Origin of the sequence: Luteibacter sp. UNC138MFCol5.1 (genome assembly GCF_900110505.1) — a bacterium.
Classification (GTDB): Bacteria; Pseudomonadota; Gammaproteobacteria; order Xanthomonadales; family Rhodanobacteraceae; genus Luteibacter.
The window spans coordinates 352,710-372,614 of record NZ_FODZ01000002.1; the positions used below are offsets into that span (position 1 = coordinate 352,710).

At 68.0% G+C, this 19,905-nt stretch carries 21 protein-coding genes and 1 pseudogene; 16 read left to right on the forward strand and 6 right to left on the reverse strand.

From position 1 onward, the window contains the following. Positions 1 to 47: 47 nt before the first annotated feature. On the reverse strand, positions 48 to 251 hold the full coding sequence (locus BMY69_RS05915) for a transcription antiterminator/RNA stability regulator CspE (protein ID WP_090052602.1): 204 nt from the start codon (positions 249 to 251) through the stop codon (positions 48 to 50). 370 nt (positions 252 to 621) lie between these two features. Then, positions 622 to 831, reverse strand: coding sequence for a cold-shock protein (locus BMY69_RS05920; protein ID WP_046967385.1), 210 nt, complete (start codon positions 829 to 831; stop codon positions 622 to 624). A 327-nt stretch (positions 832 to 1,158) separates the two neighbouring features. Between BMY69_RS05920 and BMY69_RS05925 the strand changes: the two genes are divergently transcribed. Next, positions 1,159 to 1,629: a hypothetical protein gene (locus BMY69_RS05925; RefSeq protein WP_090176003.1), complete on the forward strand. Its 471-nt coding sequence runs from the start codon at positions 1,159 to 1,161 to the stop codon at positions 1,627 to 1,629. Here BMY69_RS05925 and BMY69_RS05930 read toward each other — a convergent pair whose 3' ends face one another. Beyond that, positions 1,630 to 2,898, reverse strand: a complete 1,269-nt coding sequence (locus BMY69_RS05930) for a winged helix-turn-helix domain-containing protein (protein ID WP_255364473.1) — start codon at positions 2,896 to 2,898, stop codon at positions 1,630 to 1,632. Between the two features lie 114 nt (positions 2,899 to 3,012). Between BMY69_RS05930 and BMY69_RS05935 the strand changes: the two genes are divergently transcribed. After that, the gene (locus BMY69_RS05935) at positions 3,013 to 3,552 is read left to right on the forward strand and encodes a hypothetical protein (protein WP_090176006.1); all 540 of its coding nucleotides are present in this window, start codon (positions 3,013 to 3,015) and stop codon (positions 3,550 to 3,552) included. Between the two features lie 237 nt (positions 3,553 to 3,789). Then, on the forward strand, positions 3,790 to 4,800 hold the full coding sequence (locus tag BMY69_RS05940; protein ID WP_255364502.1) for a phospholipase A: 1,011 nt from the start codon (positions 3,790 to 3,792) through the stop codon (positions 4,798 to 4,800). Positions 4,801 to 5,347: 547 nt separating this feature from the next. Here the strand turns inward: BMY69_RS05940 and BMY69_RS05945 are convergent. Further along, complete coding sequence (locus BMY69_RS05945; protein WP_090052594.1) at positions 5,348 to 5,830, reverse strand: FKBP-type peptidyl-prolyl cis-trans isomerase; 483 nt, start codon at positions 5,828 to 5,830, stop codon at positions 5,348 to 5,350. 187 nt (positions 5,831 to 6,017) lie between these two features. Here BMY69_RS05945 and BMY69_RS05950 point away from each other — a divergent pair, with 187 nt between their 5' ends. From BMY69_RS05950 to BMY69_RS06000, 12 genes and pseudogenes are all read left to right on the forward strand, one after another. Further along, positions 6,018 to 8,012 (forward strand): acetyl/propionyl/methylcrotonyl-CoA carboxylase subunit alpha, encoded by a 1,995-nt coding sequence (locus BMY69_RS05950; protein ID WP_090176012.1) that lies wholly within the window; start codon positions 6,018 to 6,020, stop codon positions 8,010 to 8,012. Between the two features lie 12 nt (positions 8,013 to 8,024). Further along, positions 8,025 to 8,924 (forward strand): hydroxymethylglutaryl-CoA lyase, encoded by a 900-nt coding sequence (locus tag BMY69_RS05955; RefSeq protein ID WP_090176014.1) that lies wholly within the window; start codon positions 8,025 to 8,027, stop codon positions 8,922 to 8,924. Between the two features lie 63 nt (positions 8,925 to 8,987). Continuing rightward, positions 8,988 to 9,473: pseudogene (locus BMY69_RS19860) on the forward strand (GNAT family N-acetyltransferase); the annotation flags it as partial. An 87-nt stretch (positions 9,474 to 9,560) separates the two neighbouring features. Then, positions 9,561 to 9,959 carry a GNAT family N-acetyltransferase gene (locus tag BMY69_RS19750; RefSeq protein WP_255364503.1) on the forward strand — a complete coding sequence of 133 codons (399 nt, stop codon included), beginning with the start codon at positions 9,561 to 9,563 and terminating at the stop codon, positions 9,957 to 9,959. Beyond that, the gene (locus BMY69_RS05965; RefSeq protein ID WP_090176017.1) at positions 9,956 to 10,525 is read left to right on the forward strand and encodes a GNAT family N-acetyltransferase; all 570 of its coding nucleotides are present in this window, start codon (positions 9,956 to 9,958) and stop codon (positions 10,523 to 10,525) included. The genes BMY69_RS19750 and BMY69_RS05965 overlap by 4 nt, the downstream gene beginning before the upstream one ends. A gap of 93 nt (positions 10,526 to 10,618) precedes the next feature. Continuing rightward, positions 10,619 to 11,386, forward strand: coding sequence for an SDR family NAD(P)-dependent oxidoreductase (locus tag BMY69_RS05970; protein ID WP_090176019.1), 768 nt, complete (start codon positions 10,619 to 10,621; stop codon positions 11,384 to 11,386). Positions 11,387 to 11,415: 29 nt separating this feature from the next. Further along, positions 11,416 to 11,982 (forward strand): elongation factor P-like protein EfpL, encoded by a 567-nt coding sequence (yeiP, locus tag BMY69_RS05975; protein WP_090052584.1) that lies wholly within the window; start codon positions 11,416 to 11,418, stop codon positions 11,980 to 11,982. A gap of 111 nt (positions 11,983 to 12,093) precedes the next feature. Then, positions 12,094 to 14,163, forward strand: a complete 2,070-nt coding sequence (locus BMY69_RS05980; RefSeq protein ID WP_090176021.1) for an FUSC family protein — start codon at positions 12,094 to 12,096, stop codon at positions 14,161 to 14,163. 53 nt (positions 14,164 to 14,216) lie between these two features. Beyond that, the gene (locus BMY69_RS05985) at positions 14,217 to 15,242 is read left to right on the forward strand and encodes an amidohydrolase family protein (protein WP_090052581.1); all 1,026 of its coding nucleotides are present in this window, start codon (positions 14,217 to 14,219) and stop codon (positions 15,240 to 15,242) included. A 96-nt stretch (positions 15,243 to 15,338) separates the two neighbouring features. Beyond that, positions 15,339 to 15,839: a hypothetical protein gene (locus BMY69_RS05990; protein ID WP_090176024.1), complete on the forward strand. Its 501-nt coding sequence runs from the start codon at positions 15,339 to 15,341 to the stop codon at positions 15,837 to 15,839. Between the two features lie 20 nt (positions 15,840 to 15,859). Then, a complete protein-coding gene (gene kynU, locus BMY69_RS05995; protein ID WP_090176026.1) occupies positions 15,860 to 17,140 on the forward strand; it encodes a kynureninase in 1,281 nt (426 codons plus the stop codon). Then, positions 17,137 to 17,838: a hypothetical protein gene (locus BMY69_RS06000; RefSeq protein ID WP_090176029.1), complete on the forward strand. Its 702-nt coding sequence runs from the start codon at positions 17,137 to 17,139 to the stop codon at positions 17,836 to 17,838. The genes kynU and BMY69_RS06000 overlap by 4 nt, the downstream gene beginning before the upstream one ends. Positions 17,839 to 17,954: 116 nt before the next feature. On the opposite strand, the gene BMY69_RS06005 is transcribed toward BMY69_RS06000, so the two are convergent. Then, complete coding sequence (locus tag BMY69_RS06005; RefSeq protein ID WP_143070394.1) at positions 17,955 to 18,599, reverse strand: ABC transporter ATP-binding protein; 645 nt, start codon at positions 18,597 to 18,599, stop codon at positions 17,955 to 17,957. Next, complete coding sequence (locus tag BMY69_RS06010) at positions 18,596 to 19,507, reverse strand: hypothetical protein (protein WP_143070395.1); 912 nt, start codon at positions 19,505 to 19,507, stop codon at positions 18,596 to 18,598. The genes BMY69_RS06005 and BMY69_RS06010 overlap by 4 nt, the downstream gene beginning before the upstream one ends. Before the next feature lie 4 nt (positions 19,508 to 19,511). Here BMY69_RS06010 and BMY69_RS19250 point away from each other — a divergent pair, with 4 nt between their 5' ends. Continuing rightward, positions 19,512 to 19,730, forward strand: coding sequence for a hypothetical protein (locus BMY69_RS19250; RefSeq protein WP_143070396.1), 219 nt, complete (start codon positions 19,512 to 19,514; stop codon positions 19,728 to 19,730). Positions 19,731 to 19,905 lie beyond the last annotated feature (175 nt).

The following is a 19,905-nucleotide window of genomic DNA, read 5'->3' on the forward strand; positions in this document are numbered from 1 at the left end:
AGCGGAAGTCGTGCAATATCGGGCGGCCGAAGGCCTGCCCGCAAGACTCACTTGGGAATGACGTTGTCCGCCTGCGGGCCCTTCTGGCCCTGGGTCACGGTGTATTCCACCTTCTGACCCTCGGCAAGCGACTTGAAGCCGTTGCCCTGGATCGAACGGAAGTGCACGAACACGTCCGGGCCGCCCTCATCCTGAGTAATGAAGCCGAAGCCCTTGGCGTCGTTGAACCACTTAACAGTACCAGTTGCCATCACACACACCTCTATCCAACACACGAATAACCCGGCTCGCGTGAGCCGGCGACTTACTGGGCATGCAGGACCGGGTGAGGCGATGGAGCGTCGGATTACTCGCTTACATCGGGTCACTCTCGTGACCGCGCAGACACAGTAAGTCGGATGATAACCACATTTCGCCAAAGTTCTGTAGGGGAATGCCTACACAGGTCGATTTTTTGACGCCGATCACGCCAATGAAGGCGATTAAAGCCTTATCCGGCTTCACAAATAAGAAAATGGCCTAGGAATAAAGGCGCCGACCCGCGAAGTCCGCACGACCGCCGGGCAAAAAAAAACCGGGCGTTTCCGCCCGGTCTTTTCACGAAGCTTGTCGCAAGACGTATCAGGCCTTGTTGACTTCTTCGGCCTGCAGGCCCTTCTGGCCGTTCACGACCTTGAAGGAGACCTTCTCGCCTTCGGCGAGCGACTTGAAGCCGTTACCCTGGATGGCGCGGAAGTGCACGAACACGTCCGGGCCGTTCTCACGGGAAATGAAGCCGAAGCCCTTGGCATCGTTGAACCACTTGACGGTGCCGATCTCACGATCCGACATAGAAACACTCCAATTTTTACGAATGAAACCAGCGACTTGACGTAAGTCGCTGCGTTACTGGTGTGCAAGGAAACGCGAGGAGCGAAGCGATGTTGCGGATACGTGATCAGCTGCATCGGGTCAACGTAACTCTATGACCCCGGCAAACACAGTCCGCCGACTATACTCGCGCTCGACGCAAATAGCGATGGGCGCCGATCGAACCGCCCCGCGCTGACGCGGTTTTCACCCCGTGTGGGAACATGCTTGCGCCGCGTCGCACCCGGTGTGCGACTCGACTGTCCGTTTTTGCCACCGTCACCGTTACCGAAAGGGGGACCGCCGACCATGAACCGCCACACGCTCCGACTGATTCCTTTCCTCGCAGGCGCCCTCGCCCTGGCCGCCTGTTCGGACCACTCGACGAAGCCGGCCCCGACCACCACCCGCACCGTGACCACCACGGCGACGCCGGCGTCCAGCGGCACGAAGTCCACCGGCAGCACCAGCACGACGACCACGCGCACGACCACCCGCACAAGCGTCAAGGACGCCCCGCTGCCCGAGAGCACCGGCATCGCGTCCTGCGACGAGTATCTCGCCAGCTACAAGACCTGCCACCTGGCCGCCGGCATCTACGCCCGCGACCAGATCGACACCCGCTACGACATGATGCGGACGAGCCTGCTGAAGCAATCGCAGGATCCGGACATGCGCGACCAGCTCGGCAACCGCTGCACGTCGCTCGCGAACCAGCTCAAGGAAGCCCTGCACGGCAAGTCCTGCGCGGACGTGCCGGCGCCCGCCTCCACCCGCTGATCAGGCGTCCAGCGCCGCCTGGAACAACGCGGCCAGCCCCCTTGGCTGGCCGCGTTCGACGACCACCCTCGGGGTGCCGTGCCACGCGGCGCACGTCGATATCGCTTCGGCCACGCCCTGCACGACCGGCACGGACGCCTGCACGCCGTCTTCGAGCCATATCCCGATCACCTGAAACATGCCCGACTGCCGGTGCGCCTTGGCGTCGACGCGACCGATGAGCCTGCCTCGATGCAGGATGGGCAACGCGTAGTAGCCGTATTTCCGCTTCGCCGCCGGCGTGTAGCACTCGATCGTGTATTCGAACCCGAACAGCTCGAGGGCCCGGGCCCGGTCCCACACGACCGGATCGAACGGTGACAGCAAGGTGGTCCGGGAAGCACGCAGCGCGTTGCGCGCGCCCTCTGCAAGAAGATCGCCGTGCTCCCGGTGCACGTACGCGGCGTCGCTCCACCCATCGACCTCGACGCGTGACAGCGTGCCGTCCGCGACGAGCGGCGCGAGCTCGTCGTCGGTGACGCGCGGCCTCAGGCGAAAATAATCGGCGATCCAGCGCGCCTTCGCGATGCCGAGCGCACGCACGCTTTCGACGATGAAATGCCGCCGGACGGTCGCCTCGTCGAGCGTTCCCGAAGGTGGCGGCTCCGGCCAGCCGGCGACGACGCGCTCCGAAAGGTCGTAGACACGCTGGAAGCGATCGCGCCGGGCGACCATCAGCCTGCCCAGCGCGAACCATGCCTCGAGCCAGCGCTTCTCGGGTTTCCAGCCCCACCATCCTTTCGTGCCGGTGCCTTCGCGCTCGAAGTCGGCCGCACGCAATGGTCCTTCGCGGCGGATCCGGTCGAGCAGCGCCTCCATGTCGATCCGCGCCTCGGCGTACGTGCGCTCCGCGCTTCGATGCGCCCAGTGCCCCGCGCGGCCGGAACGGTAATCGCGATGCCAACGGAACTCGGTCGACGGAACGAAACATGCCTCGTGGGCCCAGCACTCCGCGATGCGTCCCTCGGCGAGCGCGTCGTCCAGCCAGTCGTTCGTATAGGGTCCGAGGCGCGAGAAGAGCACCATGTAGGGGCTACGCGCGACGACGTTGATCGTGTCGATCTGCAGCACGCCCATGCGTGCGATCGTGGGCACGACATCGCCGCGACGCGCCCTGCGCGTGCTTCGTCGCAGAAGGCCTTGCGCACCCAGGTGGATCAGCTGGGCGGACCGCGGAGACAGCCGGATCACGGTGCCCGTCGAAGGCACGTCGGTTGCACGTGACGCCACGGTAGAGGCCTTCTCGCAGTTGGGTCGCCATTAAATCGTTCCTTGCTAGCGTCGGCAACGATGCCGTCTTATCCACTCGACGGCACCCCCACCGCTGACGAAAGGAGGCCATCCATGAAGTACCGTGCACGCGCCATCGGCTTTGGCGCATCGCTGCTGCTGGCAGGCGCGGCGTTCGCCCAGAACCCGCCCTCATCCCCCAATCAGGTTCCGCCACCGCCGCCCGGCGAAGCCACCCCGCTTCCGCCTCCGCCGCCGGGCAACGTGCCTCCGCCGCCTCCCCCGACGGACGCCCTGCCTCCGGATCCGGCCGCGCCGCCGCCGGCCGCCCAGGCCCCGCCGCCGCCTCCGCCGCCGCCCGGTGCACCGATGCCTCCGCCGCCAGCCGCCGGCATGGAGGCGGGCTCCACGGGCGCGACAATGCCCACGCCCCAGGGCCAGGTCACGGTGAACAGCAGCCCCGCTCCGGCGACGAAGGCAGGCCCGCCGCCGTCGTTCGAGACGCTGGCCAAGGGCAAGAAGTCGATCACCAAGGAAGACGCCAAGGCCTATCCGCTGCTCGCCAACGACTGGCTGTACGCGACCAAGGGCGAAACGCTGAGCAAGTCCGCGTATGAGAAGTGGGTGCGCCAGTCGGGTGCCGGCGGTCAGTAATCGCCGCTAGCCGAAGCCGTTCGGGGGCGAGGTGTTCCGCGCTCGCCCCCGAAATGGCTGAACCGACGCGCCGCATGAACGCGCGCATGACGGCGATCGCGCTCCACGATTCGCAGACATTTGCGGCGGCTACACTCCCGGGTCGCCGGCCCCATGCCGGACCGCAGGGAGTCGAAAGCCATGAAATCCATTCGCGCCGTTGGCGCCGCAGGTGTCTACGCCTGCCTGCATGCGGGGATGGCCTTCGCGCAGAACCCCAGCCCCACCGACATCCGCGCCTGCGCCGGTATCGAAACCGATGCGCAGCGCCTGCTCTGCTACGACAAGGCCGTGGGCCGCGACCGGCTTCCGCAGGCCGCGAAGAAGGAAGACCCGGCCGCGCGATCGCCCAGCGTCGACCTTGCGACACGCAATTCCGGAGAGGTCGCCCGCCCGCTGTCGCTGCTCGACAGCCGCTGGGAACTGTCGCCGGAATCGAAGCTCGGCACGTTCAACCTGCGCGGCTACAAGCCCACCTACGCGCTGCCGATCTTCGCCAGCTCGAAACAGAACACGCGCCCGCACAGCCCTGCGCCCGACCACACGGTGACTACGCCGCAGAAGCTGGACAATGTCGAGGCCAAGTTCCAGATAAGCCTGAAGACCAAGGTCGCGGAGAACCTGTTCGACGACAACGGCGATGTGTGGGTGGGCTATACGCAGTCGTCCCGCTGGCAGGTCTACAACAAGGACAACTCGCGGCCCTTCCGCGAAACCAACTACGAGCCCGAGGCGATGCTGGTGTTCAACACGAACTACCAGATCCTCGGCTGGACGGGCCGCCTCGCCGGCATCGGCGTCAACCATCAATCGAACGGCCGCGCCGATCCGCTGTCGCGAAGCTGGAACCGCGTCATCGCGGACATCGGCTTCGAACGCGAAGGCTGGACGGTGATGCTTCGTCCGTGGTGGCGCATTCCCGAGGATCGCAAGGACGACGACAATCCCGACATCCAGGATTACATGGGTCGCGGCGAGATCCAGGTGGTGCACGAGGTCGGGCGCCAGGAATTCGGCCTCACGGCACGGCACTCGTTCCGCTCCGGCGATCGCTCGCACGGCTCGCTGCGCGGAACGTGGAGCTTCCCGGTCGCGGGGAACCTGCGCGGCTACCTCGAGGTGTTCAACGGCTATGGCGAAAGCCTGATCGACTACAACCACCGCGCCACGTACCTGGGCCTGGGTGTGTCGCTGCTCGATTGGTACTGAGTTAGCCGAGGGCGATTCCGGGTGCAGACCCGGCCGCGCCAGCTCCTGGTCACGGCCTCAAAAGATGTCGCGCCCAGGTGCGCTCCCACAGGTGCGATGGTGGGAGCGGACCTGGCTTTTCGCCTCGGTCCCCAAGGTGGCGCGCCAGCTCCGGGGCACGGCCTCAAAAGAGGTCGCGCCCAGGTGCGCTCTTACAGATGCGATGGTGGGAGCGGACCTGGCCGCGACGGCTTTTCGCCTCGATCCCCAGGCTGGCGCGCCAGCTCCGGGTCATGGCCTCAAAAGATGTCGCGCGCAGGGCGCGCTCCTACAGGTGCGATGGTGGTGGGAGCGGACCTGGCCGGTCCGCAGGCTGGCGCGCCAGCTCCCGGTCACGGCCTCAAAACATGTCGCGCGCAGGGCGCGCTCCTACAGGTGCGATGGTGGTGGGAGCGGACCTGGCCGCGACGGCTTTTCGCCTCGATCCCCAGGCTGGCGCGCCAGCTCCGGGTCACGGCCTCAAAAGATGTCGCGCCCGGGTGCGCTCCCACAGGTGGCTCGCCGGCGCTTAGTGGTGGTGACCGCCGGCGCCGTGGACGTGGCCGTGCGACAGTTCTTCCTCCGTCGCCTCGCGCACGTCGGTGATCTCGACCGCGAAGTGCAGCGTCTGGCCGGCGAGCGGGTGGTTGCCGTCGACGGTGACGTTGTCGCCCTCGATCTTGCTCACGGTGACGTTGATGCTGCCCTGGTCGTTGCGACCCTGGAACTGCATGCCCGGCTGGAGGTCTTCCACGCCCTGGAACGCCGCGCGCGGAACCACCTGCACGAGTTCGTCGTGGCGCACGCCGTAGCCTTCCTCCGGCACCACGTCCACCTTGAACTGGTCGCCCGGCTGGCGGCCTTCCAGCGCCTTCTCGAGGCCCGGGACGATATGGCCTTCGCCATGGATGTAGGCCAGCGGCTCGCGGCCTTCCGAGCTGTCGATGACGTTGCCCTGGTCGTCGGTCAGCGTGTAGTGGAAGGAGACGGCGTGGCGGTTGGCGATCTGCATGGAATTCTCGCTCTGGAGGAGATAAAGGACGGCGCGACGCGCCATCCGGGCCCCCAAGGCTAGAAGACCCGCTCCGCGACTGCAAATCACGAAGCGTTCGCGATGCTGCGGCGCAACCCGCCGACATCGCGCGATCTGCTAATTTTCCCGCCTTTCCCCTCCGCCCCTGACCCGTGCCGGGAGTCGCATGTTCGACCGCATCCTGATCGCCAACCGCGGCGAAATCGCCTGCCGCGTCATCCGGACCTGCCGCCGCCTCGGCATCCGCACGGTCGCCGTGTACTCCACCGCCGATGCCGATGCCCAGCACGTGCGCCTCGCGGACGAGGCCTGGCCCATCGGCGGCCCGCGGCCCGCCGAGTCGTACCTGCGTGGCGACGCGATCATCGAGGTGGCGCTCCGCAGCGGCGCGCAGGCGATCCACCCCGGCTACGGCTTCCTCTCGGAGAACACGGACTTCGCGCGCGCCTGCGCGGCCGCCGGCATCGCCTTCATCGGCCCGCGACCGGAAAGCATCGACGCGATGGGCTCCAAGGCCGCCGCCAAGGCGCTGATGGAGCGCCACGCCGTGCCGCTGGTGCCCGGCTACCACGGGGACGACCAGGATCCGGCGCATCTCGCCGACGAAGCGAAGCGCACGGGCTTTCCGCTGATGATCAAGGCCGCCGCCGGCGGCGGCGGCAAGGGCATGCGCATCGTGCGCGATGCCGACGGATTCGCCGAGGCGCTCGCCTCCGCGCAGCGTGAAGCGGCGAACGCGTTCGGCGACACGCGCGTGATCCTCGAGCGCTACGTGGAGCATCCGCGGCACATCGAGTTCCAGGTGTTCGGCGACACGCACGGCAACATCATCCATCTGAACGAGCGCGAATGCTCCGCGCAGCGCCGCTACCAGAAGGTTCTCGAGGAGACGCCCTCGCCGTTCCTCGACGAGGCCCGACGCGAACGCATGGGAGCCGCCGCCGTCGCGGCGGCCCGCGCCGTCGACTACGTCGGCGCGGGCACCGTCGAATTCATCGTCGCGCAGGACGGCGAGTTCTTCTTCATGGAGATGAACACGCGCCTGCAGGTGGAGCACCCCGTCACCGAGGAAACGCTCGGGCTTGACCTCGTGGAGTGGCAGTTGCGCGTCGCCGCGGGCGAGCCGCTGCCGCTGGCCCAGGACGCGATCCGCGCGACCGGCCACGCCATCGAGGTGCGGCTGTACGCGGAAGATCCCGAGGCGAACTTCCTCCCCGGTTCGGGGCGCCTCGTTTCGCTCGACCTGCCCCGCCCGTCGGCGCATGTGCGGCTCGACGGCGGCGTCGTCGCCGGCGACACCGTCACGATCTTCTACGACCCGATGATCGCGAAGCTGATCGTCCACGACCGCGACCGCACCCAGGCGCTCGAACGGCTGCGCGCCGTGCTCGCCGACACGGAAATCGTCGGACCGAAATCCAACGTCGCGTTCCTCGAACGCCTCGCGCGTCACCCGGTCGTGGTCGAGGGCCGCATCGACACCGGCTACCTCGACCGCCATCTGGACGAATTCCTCACCGGCGACGCCACGCCCACCGATCTGGACCGCTTCGCGGCGGCGACGGGGTTCCTGCTCGGCGACGAGGCGACCCGCCACGTGCCCGCCGCGGATCCGCACTCGCCGTGGGCCGCCTCGGATGCCTGGCGCCTGGGCCATCCGGGCAAGCGCGTCGTCGCGCTCATGGAAGGCGCCCGCCGCCACGAGATCGATGCCCATGGGCACGGTGGCGATTACATCCTCCACCTCGGCGACCGCGCGTGCACGGTGTCCGGCGCGCGGCTTGGCGACGGCGTGCTCTCCGCCCGTTTCGACGGCCAGGCCCGGCGTGTGCCGATCGCCGTCCACGGGTCGCACATCCGCCTGCACGACGCCGACGAACGCCGCTGGACCTTCGAACGCGCGCCCGCGTTCGCGTGGACCGGCGAGGAGACCGCCGGCGCGCGCCAGCTGGTCGCGCCGATGCCGGGACGGATCGTCCTCGTCCGGGCGGCCGTCGGCGACAGCGTCGAGGAAGGACAGGAACTGCTGGTGATGGAAGCGATGAAGATGGAGCTGGCCTTGAAGGCTCCGCGCGCCGGCACCATCGAATCGATATCGGCCGCGCAAGGCGATTTCGTGGACGCGGACGCCGTGCTCGTGCGCTTCGCCGAAACGGCCTGACCGGAGAGCGCATTGAACACGTCCAGCCATGTCCGCATCGTCGAAGTCGGTCCGCGCGACGGCCTCCAGAACGAAAAGGCCCTGCTTCCGGCCGCGGTGAAGATCGAACTGATCGACCGCCTCTCGGCCACCGGTCTCGCCACGATCGAAGCCACCAGTTTCGTCAGCCCGAAGTGGGTGCCGCAGCTCGCCGACGCCGCCGAGGTCTTTCGCGGCATCCGCAAGGCGCCCGGCGTGGTGTACCCCGTGCTGGTGCCCAACCTGCAGGGGTACGAGCGCGCGCTCGAGGTCGGCGCGACCGAGGTGGCCGTGTTCACCGCCGCGTCGGAAGCCTTCAACCGCGCGAACATCAACGCGTCGATCGACGAGTCCATCGATCGCTTCGTGCCCGTGATGGAACGCGCGCGCGCCGATGGCGTGGCCGTGCGCGGCTACGTCTCCACCGTGCTCGGCTGCCCCTACCAGGGGGAGGTTCCCATCGCGGACGTCGTCCGCGTCGCGCGCCGGCTGCATGAACTGGGCTGCCACGAGGTGTCGCTGGGCGACACCATCGGCGTCGGCACGCCGGCGAAGGCGCGCGCCATGCTGCGCGCCGTGGCGGCCGAGGTGCCGATGGACGCGCTCGCCATCCACTTCCACGACACCTACGGCCAGGCGCTCGCCAACATCCTCGCCTGCCTCGAGGAAGGCGTGCGCGTGATCGACAGCGCGGTCTCCGGCACCGGCGGCTGCCCGTATGCCAGGGGCGCCACCGGCAACGTCGCCAGCGAGGACGTCGTCTACATGCTGCACGGCATGGGCATGACGACGGGCGTCGACCTCGACCGCCTCGTGGAGACGGGCGCGTGGCTGGCGGCCCAGCTGGGCAAGGAGACGGCGAGCCGGGTCACGCGGGCGCGTACGGCCGCGTAACGCGTCGGCAGCGCCGCCCAAGGACGCCTTGGCGCGCGTGGTCGTGCGTGGCAGCATCGACGCATGCCTGCCGACTTCCTGATCCGCCCGATCGAACCCCGCGACGATGCCGACATCGCCGCCGTGATCCGCACCGTGATGCCCGAGTTCGGCGCGGACGGGCCCGGCTTCGCGATCCACGACCGCGAAGTGGACACGATGTCCTCGGCCTACTCGACGCCGCGCTGCGCGTATTTCGTGGTCGAGATGCACGGCCGCGCCGTGGGCGGCGGCGGCATCGCGCCGCTCGAAGGCGGCGACGACGAAACCTGCGAGCTGCGCAAGATGTACTTCCTGCCGGAAGCGCGCGGCACCGGTGCCGCGACGCAGCTGCTCCGCCGCTGCCTCGACGCGGGACGTCGCGCCGGCTTCTCCCGCTGCTACCTCGAAACGCTGACCGGGATGGACGCGGCGCAGGCGTTGTACCTGCGCCTCGGCTTCACGCGCATCGACGCCCCCATGGGCGGCACGGGACACTTCAGCTGCGACCGCTTCTTCCTCCGCAGCCTCAACGACGGCGACCTGATCGTGCCGCCGACGCCGCCGTCACTCGTGTTCGCCATCGACGATCCCGGCCGCGCCGACGTGCTCTCGCTGATGGAGGAACTGCACATCTACCTGTCCGACCTCGATCGCCCGGTGCCACCGCCGGCGATCAGCGTGCCCGCGCTGCGGCAGCCGCAGACGACGTTCATGACCGCGCGTGTCGACGGCACACCGCTCGCCTGTGGCGCGGGTGTCGACCACGGCGACTACACCGAGCTGAAATACATGTACGTGCTGCCGGCCTGCCGTGGCATGGGTCTCGGCAAGCAGATGCTGGAGGCACTCGAACGCGAGATCCGCGCGTCCGGCGGACGCATGGTGAAGCTGGAGACGGGCACGGCGCAGACCGAGTCGATCGAACTCTACGAACGCGCGGGCTATCGCCGCTGCCGCCCCTTCGGCGACCATCACGCCTCCCCGTCCAGCATCTTCATGGAAAAGCCCCTGTGATCCGTATCGCCGTCGACACCGACGCCGCCGCCTGCCACGCCATCTACGCGCCGATCGTCGAGAGCAGCGCCATCACCTTCGAAACGGAACTGCCGGGCGACGACGCCATGGCCGGCCGCATTCGCATACGACTCGCCCATCACCCATGGCTCGTCTGGGAGGAAGACGGCGAGGTGCTCGCGTACGCCTACGCGGGCCGCTTCCGCGAGCGTGCGGCGTACGACTGGATCGCGGAAACCTCGATCTACGTGCACGAGAAAGCCCGCCGCCGCGGCATCGCCCGCCGCCTCTACGGCACGCTGCTCGACGCCATGCGCCTGCAGGGCATCAACCAGGCGGTCGGCGTCATCACCCTGCCCGGCGATACCAGCGTGGCGATGCACGAGGCCATGGGTTTCGCCCCCGCGGGCGTCTGGCCCAAGGCGGGCTACAAGCTGGGCCGCTGGTGGGATGTCGGCGTGTGGAGCCTCTTCCTCTCCGAACCCGCGAATCCGCCCCGCCCGGTGGTCCCGTTCGCGCGACTGGCGCAGTCGCGCGAACTCCGCGACCTGCTGGCCACCGTGTAATCCGTAACTACCACAACCCGTGTGCTGCCGCGGAAAGCATCCGCGGGCCCCCTCGGCTAAGATGCGCTTCTTTGCCAGATTTCCGGAGTTCCCATGCAGCTCGAACAGGTCAGGGCCGTCATCACCGGCGGCGCATCCGGTCTGGGTCATGCCGTCGCGCAGCGACTCGTCGCCGCGGGCGCGAAGGTCGCGCTCTTCGACGTCAACGAGGAGAAGGGCCGCGCCGCCGTCGCCGCGCTCGGCGGGAACGCCTCGTTCCAGCGCACCGACGTCACCTCCGAGGATGGCGTCGCCGCGAACGTCGCCGCCGCCAGCGAGGCGATGGGCGGCCTGAACGTGGTCGTGAACTGCGCCGGCATCCTGGGCGCGGGCCGCGTCCTCGGCAAGGACGGCGCCATGCCGCTGTCCACGTTCTCCACCACGGTGATGGTCAACCTGGTCGGCAGCTTCAACGTCGCCAAGGCGGCCGCGCAGCTGATGCAGTCCAATAGCGCCGGCGACGACGGCGAGCGCGGCGTGATCGTCAACACCGCCTCGGTCGCGGCCTACGAAGGCCAGATCGGACAGGCCGCGTATTCGGCATCCAAGGGCGGCGTGGTGGGCATGACGCTGCCGATGGCACGGGAACTCGCCCGCTTCGGCATCCGCGTGAACACGATCGCGCCGGGCATCTTCTGGACCCCGATGGTCGACGGCATGCCGCCGCAGGTGCAGGAATCGCTGGCGGCCTCGATCCCCTTCCCGTCCCGCCTCGGCAAGCCGGACGAGTTCGCCGACACGGTCGCCTTCATTCTCACCAGCCGCTACCTCAACGGCGAGACGATCCGCCTCGACGGCGCCGTGCGTCTCGCGCCGAAATAATCCAACCACGACATCGAAGTCGAACACCCATGAAAGCATCCGAAGTCAAGAAAGGTAACGTCGTCGAGAACGACGGCACGGTCTACCAGGTCCGCGACATCGAGCGCAGCTCGCCCACGGCACGCGGCGGCAACGTCACGTTCCGCTTCACGCTCTACTCGATCCCGGGCAACCGCAAGTTCGACCTGAGCCTGCGCGCCGACGACGACCTGAAGGAAGTGGAGCTCGCGCGCCGCGCGGCGAAGTTCTCGTACATGGATGGCGACGCGTTCGTCTTCATGGACGACGAGGATTACACGCAGTACACGCTCGACGCCTCGGTCGTCGGCGACAACGCCGGCTACATCGTCGAAGACCTCGAGGGCTACTACGTGCAGGTGATCGACGATGCGCCGGTCGGCCTGCAGGTGCCGACCTCGGTCGTCCTGACGGTGACCGACACCGCGCCCGAACTCAAGGGTGCGAGCGCCACCAAGCGCACCAAGCCGGCGACCCTGAGCACCGGGATCGAAGTGCAGGTGCCCGAGTACATCACCACCGGCGAGAAGGTCACCGTGAACACGCTGACCGGCGATTTCGCAGGTCGCGCTTCGTGATGCACGGGGACGGAAACGCGGCCGCGTTCTCCGTCCCCCTCGTCCCGCTTGCCCTCCAGTCAGGCAGGTTTGGGCAGAATGGTCGGCTCAATGGATGAGCCCTCCCGAACCATGAGCAACGGCTACTCGTTACGTGCCAGCGTCATCGAAACGCTGATCCGCACGAAGCGTCCCGACGTCCCGATGCGCGTCGCCCTGCGCAACACGGCGGCGGTGATCCTGCCGCTCGCCCTGGGCATCTGGTCCGGCCATCCGCAGGTCGGCATCGGCATCGCCGCCGGCGCGCTCGACACCATGTTCTCGGACCAGCCCGGTCCCTACCAGCAACGCCTCAGCCGTCTGTTCCTCGCCGCGCTCGCGGCGGGCGTGGCATCGCTCGTCGGCTTCCTCATCGGCAACTACGTCGCGCCGATGGCCCTCGCCTGCGCCGTCTGCGGTTTCGCCGGCGGCATGCTCGGCGTCTTCGGCCCCGACATCGCCCGCGTCGGCATGACCAGCATGCTGCTGCTCGTGATCACCGCGGCGACCCCCACCGATCTGCGCGGCGCCTTCGCGGGCGGCGGCCTGATCTTCGCGGGCGGCATGTTGCTGGCCGTGTTCTCCATCGCCGCGTGGCCGCTGCAGCGCTACCGTCCCGAGCGCGCCGCCCTCGCGGTCGTTTTCCGCGGGCTGGCGGACCTCGCGCGCAAGCCACAGAAAGACGGCGAGGCTCCCGGCCTCACCGACGCGATGAACACGCTGCAGGTCACCCTGCTCGGGCGGCACCACGCGCATGGGCGCGCCATGGAAGCCTTCCGCGTGCTGCTCGAACTGGCGGAGCGCATCCGTCTCGAACTCGTCGCGATCGCCGAACTGGAATCGGGCCGGCACGGCGTCGGCGAGATGTTCCGCAACGACGCCTCGCGCGTGCTGATCGCCGCGGCCGACGCCCTCGATGCCGCCGAGCCGCCGCAACGGGCCGAACGGGCGCTCGCCACCCTGCAGGCCAGCGAGCGCGCGTTGCTGTCGGGCGCCCCGCCCATCGGCATCGGCGCGCACATCCAGGCGTTGTCCGGCCAGCTCGCCGCCGTGGTGCGCAACACGAACTGGGCCGGCTCGCGAGGCGAGGAACGCGCGCAGCGCGCGGAAACCGCGTTGCCCAAGACGCTGCGCAGCGCGTCGGCGCTGTCGATCCTGCGTGCGAACGTCACGCCGGGATCGGTCGCCTTCCGTCACGCCGTGCGTTGCGCGGTGGTGCTCACGGTGGCGTTCGTGGTTTCACGTCACTTCGCCCTGCCGCATGGCTACTGGTTGCCGATGACGGCGGCGATCGTGCTCCGCCCCGATTTCGCCGCGACGTTCAACTTCGGCCTGCTGCGCGTCGTCGGCACGGTGCTCGGCCTCCTGCTGACCACCTTCGTCCTGCGCATCACGCCGGATGCCGTCGTCGCGCATCTCGCCGTCATGGCCCTGCTCTGCGTGATCTTCCGCTACCTCGCCGGCGCGCATTACGGCATCGCGGTGGCCGCGCTGACGGGCACCGTCGTCGTGTTGCTCTCGTTCGAAGGCGTCGATCCGTTCTCGGCCATGTCCGACCGCGTTCTGAACACCGCGCTAGGGAGCGCGCTCGCGCTGCTCGCCTACCTCCTCTGGCCGTCGTGGGAGCGGCACCAGGCCCGCTCGGCTCTCTCGGAGATGCTCTGCGCCTATGCGGACTATCTAGACGCCCTCGTCGCGCCCGCCGACGTGGCGACCCGGTACGAGGTCCGCACGCGCACGCGCACGGCGCGCACGAACGCGCAGGCGTCGGTCGACCGCATGCGCGCGGAACCCGGAACGCCCGCCGTGCTGCTCGAGCTGGCCGAAACGCTCTACGCCAACGGCAACCGCCTTGCACGAACGTCGATGGCGCTCGAATCGCTGATCGACGACGCCTCGGCGGCGCAGGCATGGCCGCATGTCGGCGCGTTCATCCGCGAGGCCTCGGCGGCGCTGCGCGCGCAGTCCGGGGCGCTCACGCGCACCGAGGCCGTCGCGCCCCCACCGGCCCTGCGCGAGCACCAGCGCGCCCTGGCCGAGGCGCTGGCGCGCGGCGTCGACCGCGAGCTGGCCGACGCCGTGGAGCGGCTGACCGATCGCCTCACCGATAACGTCGACACCATCGCCCACGTCGTCGCCCGCCGCTCGACCGCCCCGGCCTAGGCTTGCTGCACCGCGAGAGGCTCCGTCATGCGCCCGGCGCTACACTCGGGCGCATGCTGAAGATCGATACGCACGCGCACATCCTGCCCCGTGACTGGCCCGATCTCGCGGCCCGGTACGGCGACGACCGCTTCCCGGTGATGACCCACACCAGCGGTCACCACCGGATCTACAAGGACGGCCGGTTCTTCCGGGAGGTCTGGGAATCGGCGTTCGACGCGGAGGCGCGCATCGCCGACTACGCGCGCTTCGGCGTCGCCGTGCAGGTGGTGTCCACGGTGCCGGTGATGTTCTCGTACTGGGCGAGGGGCCACCAGGCGCTCGAGCTGCACACGCACCTCAACGACAGCATGGCGCAGGTGTGCGAGGCGCATCCCCGGCATTACGCGGGCATCGGCACGGTTCCGCTGCAATCGCCCTCCCTGGCGATCCGGGAAATGGAGCGCTGCATCGACGAGCTCGGATTGCAGGGCGTGCAGATCGGTTCGCACTGCAACGAATGGAACCTCGACGCGCCGGAGCTGTTCCCGTTCTTCGAGGCCGCGGCCGACCTCGGTGCGGCCGTGCTCGTCCATCCCTGGGACATGATGGGCACCGACACCATGCCGAAGTACTGGCTGCCCTGGCTCGTCGGCATGCCAGCCGAGCAATCGCGCGCCGCGTGCGCGCTGATCTTCGGAGGCGTGCTGGAGCGATTGCCGTCGCTGAAGATCATGCTCGCCCATGGCGGCGGCAGTTTTCCGTACTCCATCGGCCGCATCGAGCATGGGTTCCGCATGCGTCCCGACCTGGTCGCCACCGACAACGCGCGCAATCCACGCGAGTACCTGTCCCGCCTCTACTTCGATTCCTGCGTGCACGACGACGCGGCGCTGCGCTACCTGCTCGCCACCGCCGGCACCGACCGGGTCATGCTCGGCACCGATTACCCGTTCCCGCTCGGCGAGCAGGAGCCGGGCGCGGGCATCGAAGCGCTGGGCCTGTCCGACGCCGACCGCGCCCGGCTCTTCCACGGCACCGCGCTCGAATGGCTGGGCATGCCCATGGCGCGCTTCCAGCCCGTCGCCGCGGTGGCGTGACGCGCCTCACGGCCGCCAGGCGAACGCGTCGCGTCCGCTGTGCCAGAATGCCGCCGTTACGCGGCATGCGCCGCGATCCATTGGGGAACCCACACCGTGAACCGCACCCTGCGCGTCCTTCTGACCGCCCTCGCCTTCGCCAGCCCCACCCTGGGCGCCACCGACGTCGCCATGGCCGACGGCAAGATCCGCTTCGCCGTTCCCGACGCGTGGGTGCCGATCATGCAGTCGCAGGATCGTGACAGCGAAAGCCAGGTCTTCCAGGTGCCGGGCTCGACGCAGGCGGACGCGACGCTCGCACGCGTGTCGATCACGCTGCAGCTGGTGCCCAACCTCAATGGCTTCCAGCAATTCGCCGGCACCCTGCGCAGCCGCGCCTCCGGCCTCAAGGACTACGCGCCGAGGAAGGCTTCCTCGCCAACCGAGAATGCCTACACGGCCAAGGAAGGTCCGGTGAAGCAGGATTACTACGAGCGCTACTTCTACACGGGCGGCTACGCGATCCAGCTTCGCTGCGTGCGTCCGGCGGACGACGCGAAGTTCGCCGCCGCTTTCGACAAGGGTTGCGCCGAGGTCGCCTCGCGCATCCCGTCCTGATGCTTCCGGATACCCGATCCATGACCGACTTCGAAGCGACGCGCGCCTGGGCCGACGCCCAGGACGCCGCCGATCCCCTGCGCGCCTTTCGCGACGAGTTCCATATCCCGCCGCACGACGGACGCGACAGCCTGTATTTCTGCGGCAACTCGCTGGGCCTGCAACCGAAGATCGTGCGCGCGGCGATCGAGGCCGAACTCGACGACTGGGCCGGCCTCGCCGTGGAGGCGCACTTCCGCGGCCGCTCGCCGTGGATGCACTACCACGAGTACGTGCGCGACGCGATGGCCGAGGTCGTGGGCGCACGCCCCGGCGAAGTCGTCGCGATGAACAGTCTGGGCGTGAACCTGCACCTGATGATGGTCAGCTTCTACCGGCCGACCACGGAACGCCCCGCCATCCTGATGGAAGCCGGAGCGTTCCCCACCGACCGCTACGCGCTCGAATCGCAGGTCCGCTTCCACGGTTTCGATCCGGCGACCGACCTCATCGAGATCGAGCCCGACGGTCCGGGCGGCACCCTGTCGATGGATGCCATCGAGCGCGCCATCGCCACGCACGGCCGACGCGTCGCGCTGGTGCTGCTGCCCGGCGTGCAGTACCGCACCGGCCAGGTGTTCGATCTCGCCACCATCGTCCGCCTCGGACACGCGCAAGGCTGCGTCGTCGGCTTCGATCTCGCCCATGCGGTGGGCAACCTTCCGCTCGCCCTGCACGACAGCGGCGCGGACTTCGCCGTCTGGTGCACGTACAAGTACCTCAACGCCGGACCGGGTGCCGTCGCGGGCGCCTTCGTCCACGAACGCCATGCACGCGAGGACGTCCCGCGTTTCGCTGGCTGGTGGGGCCACGACAAGACGACACGGTTCCAGATGGGGCCCACGTTCGTGCCGACGCCCGGCGCGGATGGCTGGCAGCTGTCGAACCCGCCGATCCTGGCGCTCGCGCCGCTGCGCGCATCGCTCGACGTCTTCACGCGCGCGGGCATGCCGCGTCTCGCGACCAAGAGCCGTCGCCTCACCGCTTACCTCGACTGGCTGATCCGCACGCGCCTCGACGACACGCTGGACATCGTGACGCCGGCCGACCCGGCGCAGCGCGGCGCGCAGCTGTCCGTGCGTGTACGCGCGGGCCGCGACGCGGGCCGCGCGCTCTTCGCCCATCTCGAGCGCCACGGTGTCGTCGGCGACTGGCGCGAACCGGATGTGATCCGCCTCTCGCCCACGCCGTTGTACAACCGCTACGCGGACTGCCTGGGCGCGGTGGAAACCATCGAAGCGTGGCGCGGAGCGAACGCATGAGCGAGCAGGAACTGTTCCCCGCGCCGTACAGCGAACGCGGCAACGGTTTCGTCATGCAGGGCGTGACGCACTGGCTGCGCACCGCGCCCGGCCGCGTGATGTTCGGCCTTCGCGCCGGTGGCCTCCCCGTGGCGCTTCCGGAACGACCGGCACACGTATCGCATGCCGGCGTCGAGGCGAAGGTGGACGGCCACGTCACCGCGATCGACGACGTCAGCAGCGTGTGGCTCCGCGAGCATGCGGATGTCACGGACCGTTACGTGGCCGCGTTGCGCGACGTGCTCGCCCACCCGCGCCTCCGCCTCGACGGCTACGCCACGCACGCCATCTTCACCGGTTCGGTCGAGCTGTTCGTCGGGCCACGCATGGACCGCGTCGACCTCTACCTCGACGACGAGGATGGTTCGTACGAACGAGCCCTCGATCTGTTGCGCAAGGCACCGGTCGATGCCCGCACGGCCTTCGCCATGCCACCCGAGCCGGGCACCGCCGCGTTCGAGGATCCGTCGTTCCTCGCCGGCGAACAGGCATGGATCGACGGTCACCGTGTGCTGATCGAATACGTGCCCGACGAAGGCGGCCGTGCGGAAACCGTCGCCCTCGACCGTGCCGAACTCGCCGACGCGCTGGAGCGCGCCTGGGCCGCCATGCTGTCGGTCTCGACACGCATCCGCACGGGCCTCGGCACCATCGCCTGACCGCGCTCCGTTGGAGCGGACCCGGTTGCGATCGAAGTGGACGCTCGAATCGCACCCAAGTGCGCTCCAACTAGCTGTTGGAGCGCACCTGGGCGCGATCGGCGCGTCCCGCAAGCCTACGATGACGCGTGCCGCAACACCGATCCGGTCGGCGACGGACAAAGCACATGCCTGCCGGCCCACGGTAGATGAAGTGCGGACGGTTCGTGGCAGGTAACGAGGGCGATACCGCGTCGCCGAATCAGCCACTCTCGCAAGACGTCTATCGAGGGGACATCGAGTCCGACAGTCGGCTCGTCGAGTATCACCAGCTCGGCCGACGAGCCGAGAACCATGTGAAGGATCACGCGCTTTCGCCAGCCGAGGGATAGTTCGCCGAAGCGTGCGTCCATGACCGAATCGAGGAGAAACGGATCCTCGCCGAGCATCGTGGATCGATCTACCGGATCACCGCGAAGAGCGCAGTGCAATCGTATGGCTTCCGCAACCGTCACACCCTCGAAAAAGGCGGGCTCGGCGGCGGAGAACGCGATCGCCCTCCGGGAAGCACGTGTCCGGCGCGACACGTCATGACCATCCAGGATGATCGAGCCAGCTAGCGGCTGCGACATGCCCGCCACCATGCTCATGAGGGTGGACTTTCCCGCGCCGTTCGGCCCTTCCAGCAAATGAGCCCCCTCTTCAAGCCGCGCAGAGGCATCCCGGATCACACACCGCGGCCCGAAGCCCTTCTTTACACGATCCATGGACAGCGACGTCATGGCCACCACCACGACAGCCCGGTGGAAACCGCCCCGATTCCGAGCCAGTCGAACACTTTAGGCATTCCGAACGATCTCGTTCCACAAACGACGAGCCCATTCGCCATCGTGGATGCCAGTAGCGGCGCGCCCATGGGCAAATCTCCAGCACCAGCGCCAAGGACGAGAACGACCTCCATGGCGACGACGAACCACGCACCGACGAGGACCCGCGCGGCGGAGAGCCATTCAACGCGCGGCGCGATAGCGAGCATCGGAGCCACCCCGAGCATACGTTCGCGCGCAGCCTCAGCCATGCCACGGATGGGAATCACCGCTACGGCACCCGAAGCGACCAGCACCAGCGTCGACACAGCCATCCCGTCGTCGGATGCTGCGAAATGCATGCTCCACGCCACGACGCCTCCGACGGACGCGTACCGCACGAGATTCCCGGCGTGACGCGCTGGACTCATGTCGGTGCACGCGCTGCGCAGAAGCACGGTGGCCATCCGCTCGCTCGATCGAAGGTCGTGACGCGCATGGAACCGCATTTGCCAAGGCCACCACGTTCTTGCGCCGCCGGCGACCCGTGCTGAGCCAACTGCCAGCAAGGCAGTCAGGGCCGCTCGCAGGTCGCCAAGAGCCATCAGGCCGATGGTCAGCAACATGACTGGCCAGGATGCGACAAGGGCGCCGACCGCTCCACTAGCGCGAAGGAACCACGGCGAAGCACAGGTCACGAGCACATGGAACATCGAGACATCCGGCGAGAAAGGCCTTTGGGACGCCATCCACGTTCTGTAAGTCAAAACGATCGCAGCGAAGTCGAGCCCACGAAGCCAAGGGTGCACGGAAGCGTCGCCTGGAACCGAGAAAATCGCCGGAATCACTTCGGGCACCGCCGCAATCGGCGCGAGAAGGACCATGGCGATGAAGAACCTCGAACGCGACGCTTTGAAAAAACGGCGCGATTTCCACCAGTATGTTTTCGATGTCGCAAGCGACATCATCCAAAGGGACGAGACGGCGCTGGCCCTCGTCACGGCAGCCATTTGCTCGAACGCATGTACGCCCTCCAACGATGTATTGACGACTTCCCTGCTGGCCGCCCTTCCAAACGGCCGGATGATTTTCTGTTGCCAAGCCTAGTTCTGCTGTAGTCCCGTGCTTGAGGGCGCGTAGGTAAGTTCCTCGCAGCACATTGAATGCTTCTGTGTCATCGACGGGACTGAATTCAATGACCTGGAACAGTCATCCGAGGGTATTCGCTGCGTACATGAGCCTGTAAGTACGACATCCTTTAGAAGAGAGGCGCAGGGCCTGT